22 protein-coding genes and 1 pseudogene are annotated in these 14,298 nt (G+C 42.3%); all 23 read right to left on the reverse strand.

Going from position 1 to position 14,298, the window contains the following annotated elements; translation table 11 throughout:
• The coding region (locus ACRBG0_RS19095) for a hypothetical protein (protein ID WP_431488458.1) at window positions 1-216 on the reverse strand (216 nt) is incomplete at its 3' end.
• Window positions 213-443 (reverse strand): hypothetical protein, encoded by a 231-nt coding sequence (locus tag ACRBG0_RS19100; RefSeq protein ID WP_431488459.1) that lies wholly within the window; start codon window positions 441-443, stop codon window positions 213-215. The genes ACRBG0_RS19095 and ACRBG0_RS19100, both read right to left, overlap by 4 nt.
• 23 nt (window positions 444-466) lie before the next feature.
• The gene (locus tag ACRBG0_RS19105) at window positions 467-1,363 is read right to left on the reverse strand and encodes a hypothetical protein (RefSeq protein WP_431488460.1); all 897 of its coding nucleotides are present in this window, start codon (window positions 1,361-1,363) and stop codon (window positions 467-469) included.
• Window positions 1,360-1,872 carry a tail completion protein gp17 gene (gp17, locus tag ACRBG0_RS19110; RefSeq protein WP_431488461.1) on the reverse strand — a complete coding sequence of 171 codons (513 nt, stop codon included), beginning with the start codon at window positions 1,870-1,872 and terminating at the stop codon, window positions 1,360-1,362. The genes ACRBG0_RS19105 and gp17 overlap by 4 nt, the downstream gene beginning before the upstream one ends.
• A complete protein-coding gene (locus ACRBG0_RS19115) occupies window positions 1,865-2,218 on the reverse strand; it encodes a phage head completion protein (protein WP_431488462.1) in 354 nt (117 codons plus the stop codon). Before ACRBG0_RS19115 ends, gp17 begins: the two co-directional genes overlap by 8 nt.
• Complete coding sequence (locus ACRBG0_RS19120; protein ID WP_431488463.1) at window positions 2,215-2,733, reverse strand: hypothetical protein; 519 nt, start codon at window positions 2,731-2,733, stop codon at window positions 2,215-2,217. The genes ACRBG0_RS19115 and ACRBG0_RS19120 overlap by 4 nt, the downstream gene beginning before the upstream one ends.
• Before the next feature lie 150 nt (window positions 2,734-2,883).
• Window positions 2,884-3,069: a hypothetical protein gene (locus ACRBG0_RS19125; protein WP_431488464.1), complete on the reverse strand. Its 186-nt coding sequence runs from the start codon at window positions 3,067-3,069 to the stop codon at window positions 2,884-2,886.
• 10 nt (window positions 3,070-3,079) lie between these two features.
• Window positions 3,080-4,438 (reverse strand): phage major capsid protein, encoded by a 1,359-nt coding sequence (locus tag ACRBG0_RS19130; protein ID WP_431488465.1) that lies wholly within the window; start codon window positions 4,436-4,438, stop codon window positions 3,080-3,082.
• Window positions 4,435-5,049, reverse strand: coding sequence for an HK97 family phage prohead protease (locus ACRBG0_RS19135; RefSeq protein WP_431488466.1), 615 nt, complete (start codon window positions 5,047-5,049; stop codon window positions 4,435-4,437). Before ACRBG0_RS19135 ends, ACRBG0_RS19130 begins: the two co-directional genes overlap by 4 nt.
• Window positions 5,042-6,265, reverse strand: coding sequence for a phage portal protein (locus ACRBG0_RS19140; RefSeq protein ID WP_431488467.1), 1,224 nt, complete (start codon window positions 6,263-6,265; stop codon window positions 5,042-5,044). The genes ACRBG0_RS19135 and ACRBG0_RS19140 overlap by 8 nt, the downstream gene beginning before the upstream one ends.
• A 438-nt stretch (window positions 6,266-6,703) precedes the next feature.
• Window positions 6,704-7,162 (reverse strand): terminase TerL endonuclease subunit (locus tag ACRBG0_RS19145; protein WP_431488468.1); only part of this gene is annotated, 459 nt, incomplete at its 5' end.
• A 2-nt stretch (window positions 7,163-7,164) separates the two neighbouring features.
• Window positions 7,165-8,196, reverse strand: a pseudogene (locus tag ACRBG0_RS19150) (terminase large subunit domain-containing protein); the annotation flags it as partial.
• A gap of 197 nt (window positions 8,197-8,393) precedes the next feature.
• A complete protein-coding gene (locus ACRBG0_RS19155) occupies window positions 8,394-8,744 on the reverse strand; it encodes a hypothetical protein (protein WP_431488469.1) in 351 nt (116 codons plus the stop codon).
• A gap of 1 nt (window position 8,745) precedes the next feature.
• Window positions 8,746-9,087 carry a P27 family phage terminase small subunit gene (locus ACRBG0_RS19160; protein ID WP_431488470.1) on the reverse strand — a complete coding sequence of 114 codons (342 nt, stop codon included), beginning with the start codon at window positions 9,085-9,087 and terminating at the stop codon, window positions 8,746-8,748.
• Entirely contained in the window at window positions 9,084-9,530 is a 447-nt protein-coding gene (locus ACRBG0_RS19165; protein ID WP_431488471.1) for a hypothetical protein, read from the reverse strand. Before ACRBG0_RS19165 ends, ACRBG0_RS19160 begins: the two co-directional genes overlap by 4 nt.
• Window positions 9,527-10,339: a tyrosine-type recombinase/integrase gene (locus ACRBG0_RS19170; protein WP_431488472.1), complete on the reverse strand. Its 813-nt coding sequence runs from the start codon at window positions 10,337-10,339 to the stop codon at window positions 9,527-9,529. Before ACRBG0_RS19170 ends, ACRBG0_RS19165 begins: the two co-directional genes overlap by 4 nt.
• 647 nt (window positions 10,340-10,986) lie before the next feature.
• Window positions 10,987-11,328 (reverse strand): hypothetical protein, encoded by a 342-nt coding sequence (locus ACRBG0_RS19175; RefSeq protein ID WP_431488473.1) that lies wholly within the window; start codon window positions 11,326-11,328, stop codon window positions 10,987-10,989.
• A gap of 81 nt (window positions 11,329-11,409) precedes the next feature.
• Complete coding sequence (locus ACRBG0_RS19180; RefSeq protein WP_431488474.1) at window positions 11,410-11,700, reverse strand: hypothetical protein; 291 nt, start codon at window positions 11,698-11,700, stop codon at window positions 11,410-11,412.
• Window positions 11,701-11,954: 254 nt separating this feature from the next.
• Window positions 11,955-12,452 carry a hypothetical protein gene (locus tag ACRBG0_RS19185; protein ID WP_431488475.1) on the reverse strand — a complete coding sequence of 166 codons (498 nt, stop codon included), beginning with the start codon at window positions 12,450-12,452 and terminating at the stop codon, window positions 11,955-11,957.
• 175 nt (window positions 12,453-12,627) lie between these two features.
• Window positions 12,628-12,900 (reverse strand): hypothetical protein, encoded by a 273-nt coding sequence (locus ACRBG0_RS19190; RefSeq protein ID WP_431488476.1) that lies wholly within the window; start codon window positions 12,898-12,900, stop codon window positions 12,628-12,630.
• Complete coding sequence (locus ACRBG0_RS19195) at window positions 12,890-13,201, reverse strand: hypothetical protein (protein ID WP_431488477.1); 312 nt, start codon at window positions 13,199-13,201, stop codon at window positions 12,890-12,892. Before ACRBG0_RS19195 ends, ACRBG0_RS19190 begins: the two co-directional genes overlap by 11 nt.
• Before the next feature lie 320 nt (window positions 13,202-13,521).
• Window positions 13,522-13,830, reverse strand: a complete 309-nt coding sequence (locus ACRBG0_RS19200; RefSeq protein WP_431488478.1) for a hypothetical protein — start codon at window positions 13,828-13,830, stop codon at window positions 13,522-13,524.
• Window positions 13,827-14,279, reverse strand: coding sequence for a hypothetical protein (locus ACRBG0_RS19205; RefSeq protein ID WP_431488479.1), 453 nt, complete (start codon window positions 14,277-14,279; stop codon window positions 13,827-13,829). The genes ACRBG0_RS19200 and ACRBG0_RS19205 overlap by 4 nt, the downstream gene beginning before the upstream one ends.
• Window positions 14,280-14,298: the final 19 nt, after the last annotated feature.

The raw sequence follows: 14,298 nt of genomic DNA on the forward strand, positions 1-14,298 counted from the left end.
TTCTTTCTCCTCAATCTTTCCTAGCGCGTCCTCTACCTGATCTGATTTAGTAATGATGATACCACCCTCACCAACCGCTACACGCTCCGCCGCGCCCTCGTCTAACAGCGCCACAAAAGGGCTATTAGCATCTACTACTATCTCACGTCCTTTAGGTAAGATTTTACTCTTTCCTAGCCGTGGGTCCTTAGTGTTTTTCGTTAGTCTTATTTTCATACCTCTTCCTCCACATACTTATAGTTCTTGATACTGAAATATTCATCCAGCTTTTTACCCTCTATCTCCACCGCATCTAAGAAATCCCAATCAGGATCGTCTAGTACCTGAGTGCTTAGAATCCAATCTCCATCCGGGTCTTGACTTGCTTTTAGTCTTGCGCTTTTGGATGGATGTACTATCTCACCTCCGAAATGGTCATATACCACTTGAGGTATTACCAGCACTTTGATATTTGTTTCGATTACATTCATACTTGTGTGCCTAATGCGGTCATGTAGGTTTGAATGGCTGAATAAAACCCTGAGGCTTTAGAGGACAGGTCTCCGCCTATAAAGGCCATTGATATTTGATCTGAAGAGGGAACTGCTAGTGATCCTTTATCATTAGCACCAAGAAGATATACCTCTTCATTTACAATTGATTTGTCCGATTGGGTGACGCTTTCAAACAAAACGCCATCCGCGTAAATGCTTACTAAATCACTATTTCTATTTATATAATTTAGACCTATGTTTTCTAAGTCAGCATTGGGTAACCCACTTGATTGAGGATTGCTTGAATTTATACCTGCGAAATTCCCGCTAGACGGACGATTCCACAACGAAGCTATTCTGTACCCTAAAGAATCGACACATCCGAATTTATAATCTAACACCTTACTATTAGTTCTTTGATAAATACCAGCGGCGGCACTATTGAGAGTGTAGTTAACCCCATCTGTGCTGGGATTAAAATTCGTATTCAAATATGCCGTTCCACCACCTGTAAACCCTTGGCCGCTCGTGAATGTTGGACTATTAACCTTAGTTAGTTGGTGGCTATCAGGATCTTTTAGGTTGTAGGTAGCAAAGTCACTATCTCCATTGGTAGCTGGTAGCCAAAGCGCATCTAGTAGCGTCCAAATTCCTTCTGTTTTTAGTTCGGTTATGAAAGCATCTAATGCCGTGAGTGTACTTCCGCTTGCAGCCGTGTATCCATCAGTAGTTGCCGCATCTAAAAGGGCTTGTGTTGCTGTGTCGTAAGACGGGCCACCACCCCCTGAAGGAAAAATTTGTGTAGCCCCTAGATACACCTTTTCTACATCGTCAGCATTCGCCGCTCCGAGATATGTTTTACTTAATGATGTAGCTAGTGGCCAGCTCATGAGTTGTCTATTAGGTAATAGGTGTTTGAATCATAAGAGGCCAGCGCGTCATAGGCTGCTTGCGTAAGTAGTACAGCCGGAACGCTATTAGTCACGCCCTGCGCTACCGTGCGCCACATTGTGTATCGCTGCTCCGCTTCTACCACATTACCAGCGCCTTCTTGTATCATAAAGGCGCTTACTCCGCCCTCTTTTCTAATACTCTTTACCGTCTCACCGTTGTACGTTCCATCTGAAGTACTCTCTAGTGTTTGGCGTACTTGATCCAAGATGTCTCTAGCGCCTTCTGAGGTGTCGGTGTATTCCAGCTTGGCTACTGCCGTGATAGTGAAACTCACCTCGTCTATAGTAGAGGCAGAAGTCATAGAATCATGTGCTACCACATCCTCCTCTTCAATAATGATATAGGGCAAATTCTCGCCTTGCTCTTTTCTTAGCGTGGTTACAGTTGTCACTAAATCCGTCACATCGCTAGCGTTATTCAATATGTAAGCAATGGCCTTACTCATTGTCGCGCTGCTCTGTGTCTAATACTAAAAAGAGCGGAGAGCCTTTGTAGTTTCGAATGTCTTTAATGTAATAATTGATGCTATTAATCACCACTCTCATGTCTGTGGTATAGGCTCTATCTTCCGCTCGGATAAGCCAACTATCATAAGCTACCGCTACCGTTTGTCCTCCCTCCGTAGCGTCTCCGCCACGTCTAGGGTTTAGCTTAGCTAGTCGGACACTTGCCTCGTGTGTTGGCCAAGTAGGGTCACCAGGTATGCCGTTAGTAGTGGTGATAGATGGAGACTCTACCGTGCCACTATACCGAAACTCACTAGGGTTTATATCGTCTTTGAAGCTGTTCAATCGTTTATCGAATAATTGAAATACAACTTGTTTAAATCTAATTGCCGTAGGTGCATCTTCTGAAGCTCTATAGCTCCATTGGTGTTTAGTTGTCCAGCTATCAGCATCATTATACTCTTAGCCCATCCTGGCACATCTGCCTGTGTAGCGCCATAGCCGCAAGACCATACCACTTCTACCACGCCCTTTCTATCGGTGTTTACATCGCTAGGCCATCCGCCCGAAGGTGGATAGATCCGCGCACGGTCCTCGTTAAGCTCTACTATGTAGTCTGTGTCTTCTACTAGTGTGGTAAATGAACTAGAACCGCTAGGTATGTATTTCAGAGAAGTTACACTAGCCGCTTGGCCTTTTGGTAACTCTATTACAGAGGGGAAGTAATCACCGCGCCCCGTCCACGTCTGAGTGAGTAGTGCGCGATCTGTCGCCTTCTCCACCTCATCCATAGCCGCTTCGATATCCATTGCAATAGTGGCTGCATTCCACCCGCTAGAATAGGCCAGCTTCTCTTCCATGTTAGCCGCTGTGACTATCGTGGTAGCTGTTGGTTTTGTTCCGCTTCTGTAAAATTTGAAATTCATGTACCTAAATCTTCCACCATGTAATTATGTCTGAGTCTAGAATCCCATCCTCACCAAAATCTCTTTTATAGCCTCCTAAGTCTATCATCGCTTCTTTGCTTTGGGTTTTTTGGATGCCGTTTCCACCTTCTCCACGCCTACGTGTTTCTCTTCCTTTTTCTCTTTGATTTCCTCAAATGCCCAAGCGTATTTAGAGGGGAAGTCATCATAGACCTCCCCTTTAAAAAACTTACTTTCAGCATAAGAGAAGTTTTGCTTACACTTATACATATTCAATTAATTATGATAATAATGAAACTGCTTTCACAAACGCCTCACCTCTAGTCACTCCAAGGTCTACCCTTCTGTGTACTACTATTCGCTTCTGATCGTTCAATAGCGTAGATATTGCGTCTAGCGTCATATCAATACCACCGAAGTAAGCCAAAAACGCTTTAGAGAAATCACCAGCTATAAAGTCCGCTGAAGTTGATCCGTTTGATGTATTTGATGTGGTTAAGAAGAATGGTCTTCCGTCCATGTTGTATCTAAACAATCCATCATCTACTCCAGGATCAGCAGCAGAGGCTACAGAAATCACGCGCGGAGATTTATGTAAGTCACTCATTAGTTTAGTGTGTCCCACAAAAGCGGTAGGCACTACATCGCCATTAGCAAGCTCCTGAAGTGCCGCTAAATAATCATCATAAATAGATCCGTTTACTGTCGCACTTGGAGCGGCATAAGCCGCTGCTTCCGTGAAAGTTAAAACACCTGAAGTAGCCGCGATTGAACCGTATGCATTCGATACATTAGCTGTAGAAAAGGCCGCATTATCTTGCAACACCGCAATACCTCGCGCTAATTCAGTCATGTGTGCATTGATAACCGCGTCCGTATTCTGTAGAATCACTTGATTTGATATATCAACATATCCGGTAATTCTTGCATCAGGATTTAGCGTGATAGAGGTAGGGTTAGCGCCGACATCACTAGCCGCTGAATTTTCAGCAGAAGCCCATGCTACACTATTTTTATTCACCTTATTCATCTTCACATCAGCCGTCAATCCTCGCATTATGTTATTACTAGGAATCACTTGCTCTAATACCGAGCGTTGGCGTATAGTCTCGTGGAATTGATTAACTACTGTAGGCTGAATATCTGCCGTAGCTTGGTCTATATCTGTTCTTTGCTCAAGATTCTCGAATGAAGCTGGAATAGCCAATCCTTCGTAACCAATCCGCGTGCCTCTCACCTCGTTCTCTGCCTGATCGTGTAGCTCTTTTACGGCTCCATCTAGCGGCTTCTTACCCATCAACACCTGAATAGCATCAGCCCAGCGATATTCCGCCATCACTTTTTGCTTCTCCTTAGTTTCAGAGTTATCAAATCTCTCCTCGCTTCCACCAGCTACAGCGGCAGCCGCTTTCTTTGCGTCCGCTACCTTTCTCGCTTCTTCCGCTCTAGCTTCCTCCGCCTTCTTAGCTGCTCTCAGCTCACCATTAAGTGTATCCATGTCCGCCTCTAGTGCGTTCCATTTCGTCACTTCTTCCTCCGTTCTCGCTCGTGACTCATTCTCACAAGTGGTATCTATCGCCAGTAAAGCGGTGCGCTTTTCGCCCAACTGCTCCTCTAGCGCTTTTATTCTATTACTCATTTTAAATTTAATTTTCGTTTTGTACTGTCTCTGCTCGCTAAGTCCTTAGCAAGGTCTTTTTCGGGCTGCTTGGCATGTGCCATACTTCTAGCCGCCACGCTTGTATCATTGTATGCTGGATAGGTTACAGGCGCTACATCATACAGTCTTTTTACTTTCTTTATCTCCCTCCTGTCAGGCACTTCATTGCTGTCGGTGTACACCCAATCTTCCTCTGAAATAGTGAAGGCAAAAGAGGATTTAGAAATAATCCCGTTTCTAATATTCTCCTGCAAGTCTCTACCTATTGATGTATTTGGTACTTGGAAGCGATAACCTAAATCTCCATTTTCATTTAGGAATAACTCTAAACTCCCTTCTCCATTCGCTGTAGTCCTAGCTAGTGGAAAATTCGGGTCGTGATTGAATAAGGCTACTACGTCATCACCCATCACATCATCAAAAGCTCCTGGCGCAATACGCTCAGTGAACCACCCTAAATCAGTCTCTTTATTGACCACCGCCGCAATCCCTTCAATGGTTCTATTATCACCCTCTTCTCTTATCTCTATTTGTGGGCTGATATATCGCCGCTCCGCCTTATCGTCTCTCTTTTGGATATAATCATTCATCGTTTTCAGTATTTAATTCCGTGCCTATCGGCACATTTGCGCCTTGTATGTAGACCGTGTCGCCCTTGCCGTCAGGAAGTGGCGGTAGGTCTTCAAGCGCTCGTATTTCATCTATTGTCATCACACCATCTTTCATGGTTTTGATAAACTCAGTACGAGCAGCCATATCTCCGCGCATTAAGTTTCTAGTATCGTATCTTGAATAGAGGGGTAGCGAAGCACGCTTATTCGATTCAGGTAATAGTTTTCTATCCACCTCGTCCTCTATCAGTCTGAGCCAAGGCGTTAAGGTGTATTTAGCATACACTATATCCTGCTGCTCAGCGTTGGCGTAGGTGCTGTGCTCATTATCTCCAGCAAATGATGGATGATACCTATAGATGCCGGACATTATCTGCCTATTGGTCATCTTGGTCGTTTCTAAATACTGTCCCTCTTCAGGAGTTATTAGAGACCTATTCCATTTAGTTTGGCCTGTACTACCAAGGAATGGTATTTTACCGTCCTTAATAGCTTTCTTGAATCCTTCAGCCATTTTAGTTCCTTCCTCATTTCCTATACCATCCGAAGAAATAAAGCCCGTTGTATTCGTGCCTATCACCTTAACCGCGTAGCGGCGTACTTTCATAGAATAGCCTAATAGGTTTGCATTGTATTCTATAGGACTTACTGGTGTTACCCCATCTAAAGAGTACATTTTAAGAGCGAATACATCTGCATCAGGGAGTAGTTTTCCTGAATTAGTTTCGTACCATATCTCACCCGTATTTTCATTTTGAACTATTCGATTATGAGTGAAAGGTATAAGCTCAATCGGTTGACCGTTCCTTCTCACTATCAAGGCAGTTGCACACCCTCGTAGAGCGTTGAACATCATGCAATACCAAAACTGAAAAGCGCCCATTAGATTATTAGGCGCTGTGTGTATTAGGTGGTGGATTGGATTATCTCTTCTTAACTCATTCCCTCCCCCTTTTTTATCCTTATAGAGATTAAGCGGAAGCTTAGCTACATCCTGACTAATTCCATTAAGCGGAGTATAAACAGCCGTTATTTGTGTAGCTGTTGCTGAATTAACTACTTCGCCCGTTTCATTAGGTCCGCCAAGGCTGAAAAGATTCTCGTATAGATATTTAGCGAACGCGCCTGTATTGGAGCGCGTATTCCAAACAACTGAGTGCCACAACCGCTGAAGTAATGCGGGTCTCTCCTCCAAATCCTCTTTGTTTTCGTGTGATTGGCGAAAGATGGCCGAGCCTAGGTCTCGGTTCTCTTTTTAAGCTTTCGCCTGTACAAAGAGACGGGGTTTTACTGGCTGTTGTGTGGACGTTTGTCCCGTTTCCGTTCTCGGTAGATGTGTTTCCTTACTGCTTCGCTTGAATTGAACGGGGCGCTCATAGTAAAGTCCGTTTCCCATCGAATGCTAGCACTCCTGAATGCATCCGATTGTGTGCTGCTGGAGCACTCAGGGTAGTAGTATAATTCTATGAATACTTCCTTCGGCTTCATTTTAGTAATTCCTTTATTAATTCAGATACTTTAAACTTATAAACGGATGATTTAAAGAAGACCGTGCAATTTTCGTTCTCTCCCCTTTTCTGAAACTCTTCTAAAGTCCATGACTTTAGAGCTATTTCTATCGCTTCTTCTCTACTCATATCCCTATTACAAATGGTTTTGGTTTATCCGGCTCGGCATTGTCTCTTAGGTATTTTGCTATAGCGTTAAGGCTTGCGGTTACGGGATCTATCCGCCCGTTCTTATTACTCTTGCCTTTGTGTGGCATGTGGTCGCCTTGCCGTCCCACGTCCAGCTCTACACAACTAAATGCCCAAGCTAGCACAGGATTGCCCATTAGATCAATCTCGCCGTTTAATAGCCACTTCTCCAGCGACATAATAGCGGGGCTTAGTCCCTTATCACCAAACCCCTGACCTATAGATTCGCATAGCTCAAGGTAGGGTGTGTTCTTGATGTGGTCCGCTACCATTGAATTGAAATAGCGTGCGTCATATCCTATACCTAGCACGTTTCGCTCGTTCCACCGCTCCACCATCTCAGCGGAAATCAAGCTACCCTCTAGTGCGTTCCCACTGTGGATAGTTATCCACCANNATAATCTACTGCATCGCTTTGGTTTTCTATCTTGGTTTTAGGTGCATAGGTATGCACATAGAGCGCGTGTTTTCCATCGCTCAGGTTAGGGTAAAATTCCGCAAAGGCGGTAAGGTCCGTGGTGCTACTCAAGTCAATACCTGGATAGCATTCTGCACCTACTAGATCTCCTTCAGTAAAGCCATGTCTAGCGGATTGGATAGTGTCGCTAGGAATCCAACTGCTAGCAGAATCTACCCACATGCCTAACTCTTTGGTTTTGAAATCTACAATAGAGTGACCACCCTCGGCTTTGGCGATATTGTAATCTATGCGGAGATTATCAAGCACCTGTGGCACGTACTCTATTATCGGATTGGACATTATCCAAAAATCTTCATTTTCCCATTCCTCTTCGGGAAATTCAAAGATGGCTACAAAGAGACTATCCATGTCGAGCGTACCATCTAGCACATCTATGCCGTTCTTCCGCAGCTTAGTGTAGCACGGCACAGACTTATTGAAGCCTGGCGTGGTGATGACAATACCAAGCGGCTGCTCTCGTAGGTTCTGAGCATTGCGGAGTTCCTTAAATAGCTCGTCACTCTCTGCGGCCATGTACTCATCAATGATAAAAAGGCTTGGATTTTTACCTGCCTTTGTTTTTACATCCCTAGATATGGCTTTAATATTCCCGTCCCGCTGGCCGTCGTTGTAAGACACGCGGTAATAAGCGTCTCCATACGTGCCTCGGTTTATGAGTTTGTCCGCCTCCAGGTCTAGCAAAGTCGGTGACACGTCTACCATCTTACCGCAAGCATTCACGCACAGCTTGGCTTGCTCTTCGTTGTTAGCTCCTACAATGATTTGCGGTGTGGGTTCTTCTCTGTCTATGAGTAAATGCGCAAAGGCAATTGCACTCATTAGGGTGGTCTTTCCTTGCTTCTTGGCTGTTTGGATATACGCATCACGATAGCGGCGGAAGCCTGTCGCTTTGGTCTTCCACCCGAAAATGTTCTGTATAATAAACTTCTGATAAGGAAAGAGCGTCATAGCCTTTCCGCGCCATTTGCCCTCCCATAGATGCAGTTCGTTTTCTATAAAATTGGTGTATCGCTCCGCGTCCTCTTCATCGAAATAAATATCTTTTCGTTTCCTGTCTTTCAGGAAGCGTTCAGCGGCTTTGATTACCGGCTGGCCAGCGAGTGTTTTGCCGCTTGTGACATCTAAGGCGTATTGTTCCGCTACGGTCACCTAACTACATTTGAATGCGCCACCTCCTTATCAAACATCGTTATCTCACTTTCAGCTTTTTTCCAAACAGCAGTTAAAACCTGTTTTATGTATTGGAAAGAATCTCCTCCGCATAAATGTAAATAACCGTCCTTATCACCAAAATATATATGGGAGCATCCATCCCATTTTATGAATCCTCTTATGAATTTCTCCACGTCTACAGGATCATCAGTTTCTCCATCCCATGAAATAACTTCAATAATTTCAAATGATAAACTAGCTTCTTTATCATCATTACATTTTATTAGATATTTAATTAAGTCTCCTTCCTTAATTAATACTTCAAATCTTTCTAAATTCTCCATTTCATTTATACTTTTCTAGTGGACTCTTTTTAGGTGCTGCGGGTGCTGGTGCGCTGGACCTGTCACGCGCTCTCGGACTCATCCCGAACCGATCAAAGAACTTGATGATATTGTCCATTGTTTTGTTTCGCTGAGTCTGTAGTGGGTGGATCTGCCCGTGCTTATTCACAAACGGGTTCGCTTCCTTCTTTATCTCCTCATCTATGGCGTGTAGTTCATCTAAGCATCCCGCTAAGAGCGAGAGCGCATAAGCATCTACTGATTGGCTATTGCCGTCAAGCTCTTTTAGTAGTTCCTCAAATATCCTTTCTGCGTTTTCTGTTAATTCTCCTTTTGGTTTCATACTGTTATTAATAATTGTCCAACTCCTATAGCTCCAAAATTCCATTCACTCAAATTAGGACTAGTCTCGTAAGAATTATTCACAAAAACTATAAAGCCATGATAATCACCATTACTTGTTAGTAAATCAAACTCGACTGGACTTGCAGAAATAGATATTTCGTGAACTGCATTTAACGCTTCTGAATCAAATGGAAAAATTGAACTCCCATTTAATTCAAACCCCTCTTCTGACTCTGTATTGAATGAATTAGGGATGGTTAAATCACAATATGACAAATCTATTTCGTATCCATTAATCCTTATTACCGCAGATCCATCCTTTATCTCTTTTGGAATTTCTTTTACGCCTTCATTGTTTTTTAGTATAGGGATAAGGCTTGGCAAAGACAATGATGCAGCTCCCAGAATCGCACTATTAACTAAAAAATTTCTTCTATTCATACCGCTATATCCATTGGACTTTTAGTGTTAGAAATTAGTGTATTACTCACGTGGGTATAGATTTCTGTGGTTTTGCTACTGTTGTGACCTAGTAATACTTGAATGACGCGCAAAGGCGTGCCGTCTTCTAGTAGGTGCGTGGCAAATGAATGACGTAAGGTGTGAAACGTGCCTTTAGTGATTCGCGCGGCTTGCTTGGATCGCTCGAATACCTGACGAACGGAGCTGGCAGAATATCTACCTCCAGCGCCTTCAAATAAATAAGCCTTTGGTTTGTGCTGTTTCCAGTATGCACGCAATACGGTTAGGCATTGCAAAGATAATACCGTGTAACGATCTTTTGCGCCCTTTCCGCTATTCACGCGCACACGCATCTGACCGCTTTCAATATCGGATAGCTTCATGCTCAGGACTTCATCCATCCGTAGGCCGGAGCTATACGCTAGCATGAGGATAGCTTTGTGCTTGATGTTAGGTGTGGCTAATAATAACCGCTCTATTTCTTGGCGTGTGTATACTTGCGGTAGTCGCTTTTCTTTTCGTGGATAGGTGATCTTACCGAGCTTGCGCGGCTGTGGCGAAACGAACGTGTAAAGTAATCGGATAGCGCCAACGGTTTGCTTTTTCATACCTAAAGACTCCATGCCACTGAGATAGGAATAGATTTCTTTTGTGGTGATATTCTCAGGTGTTTTCCTGAAGTGTCTAAGAAACCGCTCAAGCATAGACGCATAGGATTCTATACTGCGCTTGGCGTAGTTTTTCGCGTGCATAACATTTCTAAAATCATGTAGTACGTCTGTAATCATTTGATTATTAGTTAATTGTGTTAGTTGTTTTTACGCTGTAGTTAAGGCCAAATTGCCTGCGGCACGTTCGATCACTTTAAACTTTTGCGAAATCGCAAATAATCATCGTAATATGGATGAGGATCGTCAGGATGTTCTAAGGCAACCCTCCGACAGAATGCAGTCCATTTAGGAGCATGTTCTTTATCTAGGCTAAATAAGATCCATTCATCCTGACTTTTGTAATGGTATATATCCACTTCCATGTTTGTAAAGTTTAAAGTTTTACTCGAACTAATTTGGCCTTAATGATCGGTGGAGAATACAACCACAACGACCATCTTGGCTTTTAATAATTTTCAATTCAGCCTCAACCAATCAGTCCTTAACAAAGGGTAAGGCTAATGTGGCTGCATTCTAAGGCTTTGCGTTTGGCTCTCGCCATTAATTAGATACGTTTCATAATAACCTCCTTTCTTGTTTAATAATATCTCCCATGCAGCCAAACTCGCCTTACCCACCGATCATTATCATGCAATTGGGGCTATTGGATTCGAACCAATAGTCTGGACTTCCTACTTAGGCTCAAAGCCCTCGTTGCGAGCGAAAGGTCAAAAACACCCGACCAGAATAGCCCCAAAAGCAGATAACAATATGTATCGCCCAAATTATTGAACAGGAAGTTCCGTGTTTCGCTTTCCGTCCTTCACCACCTCCATACCTGAGAAGCTATTTACATCTGCATCGGTAGCCCCTCTAAATTCCATCGGTACACGCTTTAAGAATACATACCAATGCCCTCCTGTCTCTTCGGTGTAAAATTCAAGGATATTTTCCTTGCCAATAATTTCTCTTTGCCAATCAAGCACCATATCAAAATCCCCCTCGCTCAATGAAGGAAACTGAACCTTACACTCAATAGCGGGGCTTTTGCCTCGGTACTTAATCAGCTTCACACTCGCTCTATCTGGAAGTGCCTCTCTTATTCTGTCTAAATCTACATTTACCATTGTTATATGTTTATGTCCAATAATTCGTTCGATACAATTCCACGTTAGGACTTAAAATGCTCCGCTTTGCACGAGGGAGCGTTAGCGAAAATCCGACTCTAGCACAATCACATTACCTATCATGCTTTTTATTTTCCACCCATATTTATTTTTGGGCAGTTTTATTTCTTCACATAATCTGCTATTGGGGTGGGTTGGGTTTTTTGTTATCTGCAACCGATCCCCAATCACAGAGGCATGAGTCCATGTGTAAAACTTATACTCTGTATCAATGATAACCGTTCTTTTAATTCTGAACCATGAAAGGACTTTCGCTAACACACGGTTAGCGTTATAGCCTTTAGTTTCAAAAATCCTTGCGTATGTTTCCATGCTTTATTTCATTTAGTTGAGTTCACCGATATGATCAGGAGGCTACACCGCCAACCTGAGTCGTTATGCTCAATTAGTGCTACGTTCAATTTGAAGCTTTACAACTCTTATTTCTTCGTTCTCAAACTCTTTGTTTTTGTTCCTTCCAAAGTGAGTATAAAATCTATCCTTCTTTAACCCTGTAGCAGAGCAAAGAGCAACCAACGAACCGAAAACTCTCGGCTCGTTGGTTAGCTTGTCAATGTATAGGTATATCATTTTCTAACAGTTGTAATAAATCTGTAATGTGGGGCTTGTATCGAACCATGAACAAAAATAACTCTTGAATGTACTGCCATAGGTTCTTTTGTATCAACGTTTTCACCAGTAACAAGAAACTCCATGTCATAATTTTCATTAGTTGCATTTTCTATTTTTAAAAACCTTGTTCCCATCCCTTTTGAAACAATCTTATCAGCCATTCTTTCAACTTTTAAATCGTAGCTAATTTCACCTTCTTTCATTGCTTCAAATGATATGCTTGTTCTTTTTTGAAGTTTGTTTTCTAAATCTTCAATAGCTTTTTCAACTGTCCACCCATTAGGAACTATTTCACCGCTTTTTATCTTCTCAAGTCTTGCTTCAACTTGTCTAACTGCCCACTCACCAGTAGCAAAAAGAACATCGTTCTTTTTTTGAGCTAATTGTCTTTTAAGTTTATTATGAACAAACTCTTTTATTGTCTTTAATGCTTTTTCTTGTGCTTTAGTCATAACCTTGTGTTTTGCGTTTCTCTTATACAATTATACGAAAGATATTTGTAATAGTTACAATGTTTATACAATTATTTTAAATAAAGTTGTAAAAAGAGCATAACAAGGTCTAAAACGCAATTAAAAAAGCGTTTAGACTAAACGATGGAGATAATAACGCTCCACTAGCGTTACGCTACGATGATTTCTGTTTCCCTTCATCCTCTTTACAAGCTCCATCGGTTATTATCTCCATCGCTCCCTCGCCAACTGACGAAGAAACTTCATCGTTTTCTAAGCGTGAAGCGTTACTATCTCCATCACCGTGTAAACGCAAAACTCCTGCATCGACAGTTGAAACGCCTTCCGTGTTCCCGTCCAATAAAGACAAGATTTTATTAGCAACAATGGAATTTTTATCCATCTCTCCATACCATATTCTCAGTTCTTCTAGTATTTTATCTCTCATAATCTTGCACTTCATTATTCCAATCCCAGTAGAAGATTTCCCAATAACCACTTAATGAATATCCAATATCTCTATAAAGTTTTCTATATACTTCCGAATTTTTACCGTATCCTAAGCAATTAAGTAATGGGCATAAATCATTAAGTGAGATATTTTTCAAAAGGCGTTCAACATCAGGGTTTGCTTTCCATCTTAAAACACCATTTTCTGTTTCAATTATTTCGTGATTATGATGAGATTCTTTTTTAAAAATCTCTTGGTAATCTTCTACTTCAATTTCGTTTCTATTTACAATTTTCATCTTTAAATATTAATATCTATTAAGTTTATCTGTTAATTCCGTAAAAAAGACTAATCATAGCCACGCACGTTAAGGCCAAATTGCCTGCGGCACGTTCGATCATTTCAATCTTACTGGTGATTTGATTTCGATATTTATAAATAGTATGTCTAATACAAGAAATGACTTATACCCAAAACTGAATCCTAACAGAGCACCCTCAAATCCCCAGGCTTCTATATCAAATAGCTTTATCTCAAAACCGTTGAAGGCATGGTATCCAAAATCAATAATTCGTAAACGATACATAAGATTAAAATTTTACTCGAACTAATTTGGCCTTAATGATCGGTGGATAATACATCCACCCTATCCTTAAAATCCTCATCCAAATTCATTAATTCTTTGACTCTGTTTATCGCATACTCCACGCTTACGCCTTGCTTATAAAACATCATCCGGCGGACGTGAGCTAAGGGTACGCCTAGATCCAAACAAACGTAACAGCAAACCCATCTACACTCGGACACGTACCCGTCCGCCTTCTCTACGTTCATCTCTTCGCGATCTATACCGTAAGCCTCCAGCACGTTATCTATTCGCTGATTGGCTTTATTGGTTAGTGTTAGCATTGATTCGCGGTGTTTCATTTTAGCTTTCTTTTGATAACCTTATCTACTCGCTTCAGTAACTCAATGCCGGACCTATTAGCTTCTACTTCTTTAGCGTCTGCGGATTCGTCTATAAGTCGAATGTATTCCTCGCGCACATCCATCGTGCTCTCTTCGTGCTTGCTGTTTTCGTGGGCTGCTTCTCGCGCTCTATATTTCTCCTCCAGGTGCTTAGCCATCCATTCTTGAATCACGACCATATTGAGCTTGCCGTAGTTGATGCCATAGCGGCCTTGCCTGCCTTTCTTTAAGCACTCAGCAATGTCTTCTAAGGAGTCGTATTTATACACGTCTATAATGTCCTCCGAGAGTGTTTCTATAAACTCGGCAGAGGCGCTAATATTTAGCTGCGTGGCGCACTTGCTCACAAAGCGCATCACCCAATCCAGCACGGGCGCTACTCCCTCGGTTCTGATTACTTGCGCCATTGGTGGCGCTTTGAGTAGA

Source organism: Lewinella sp., assembly GCF_050633125.1.
In the GTDB taxonomy this organism is placed as follows: Bacteria; Bacteroidota; Bacteroidia; order Chitinophagales; family Saprospiraceae; genus Lewinella.

Bases quoted from the DNA above. Each gene is read 5' to 3' on its own strand.
- ACRBG0_RS19105 (WP_431488460.1), bottom strand. From the start codon at position 1,363: ATGAGCTGGCCACTAGCTACATCATTAAGTAAAACATATCTCGGAGCG.
- gp17 (WP_431488461.1), bottom strand. From the start codon at position 1,872: ATGAGTAAGGCCATTGCTTACATATTGAATAACGCTAGCGATGTGACG.
- ACRBG0_RS19120 (WP_431488463.1), bottom strand. From the start codon at position 2,733: ATGGAAGAGAAGCTGGCCTATTCTAGCGGGTGGAATGCAGCCACTATT.
- ACRBG0_RS19125 (WP_431488464.1), bottom strand. From the start codon at position 3,069: ATGTATAAGTGTAAGCAAAACTTCTCTTATGCTGAAAGTAAGTTTTTT.
- ACRBG0_RS19130 (WP_431488465.1), bottom strand. From the start codon at position 4,438: ATGAGTAATAGAATAAAAGCGCTAGAGGAGCAGTTGGGCGAAAAGCGC.
- ACRBG0_RS19135 (WP_431488466.1), bottom strand. From the start codon at position 5,049: ATGAATGATTATATCCAAAAGAGAGACGATAAGGCGGAGCGGCGATAT.
- ACRBG0_RS19155 (WP_431488469.1), bottom strand. From the start codon at position 8,744: ATGGAGAATTTAGAAAGATTTGAAGTATTAATTAAGGAAGGAGACTTA.
- ACRBG0_RS19160 (WP_431488470.1), bottom strand. From the start codon at position 9,087: ATGAAACCAAAAGGAGAATTAACAGAAAACGCAGAAAGGATATTTGAG.
- ACRBG0_RS19165 (WP_431488471.1), bottom strand. From the start codon at position 9,530: ATGAATAGAAGAAATTTTTTAGTTAATAGTGCGATTCTGGGAGCTGCA.
- ACRBG0_RS19170 (WP_431488472.1), bottom strand. From the start codon at position 10,339: ATGATTACAGACGTACTACATGATTTTAGAAATGTTATGCACGCGAAA.
- ACRBG0_RS19175 (WP_431488473.1), bottom strand. From the start codon at position 11,328: ATGGTAAATGTAGATTTAGACAGAATAAGAGAGGCACTTCCAGATAGA.
- ACRBG0_RS19180 (WP_431488474.1), bottom strand. From the start codon at position 11,700: ATGGAAACATACGCAAGGATTTTTGAAACTAAAGGCTATAACGCTAAC.
- ACRBG0_RS19185 (WP_431488475.1), bottom strand. From the start codon at position 12,452: ATGACTAAAGCACAAGAAAAAGCATTAAAGACAATAAAAGAGTTTGTT.
- ACRBG0_RS19190 (WP_431488476.1), bottom strand. From the start codon at position 12,900: ATGAGAGATAAAATACTAGAAGAACTGAGAATATGGTATGGAGAGATG.
- ACRBG0_RS19195 (WP_431488477.1), bottom strand. From the start codon at position 13,201: ATGAAAATTGTAAATAGAAACGAAATTGAAGTAGAAGATTACCAAGAG.
- ACRBG0_RS19200 (WP_431488478.1), bottom strand. From the start codon at position 13,830: ATGAAACACCGCGAATCAATGCTAACACTAACCAATAAAGCCAATCAG.
- ACRBG0_RS19205 (WP_431488479.1), bottom strand. From the start codon at position 14,279: ATGGCGCAAGTAATCAGAACCGAGGGAGTAGCGCCCGTGCTGGATTGG.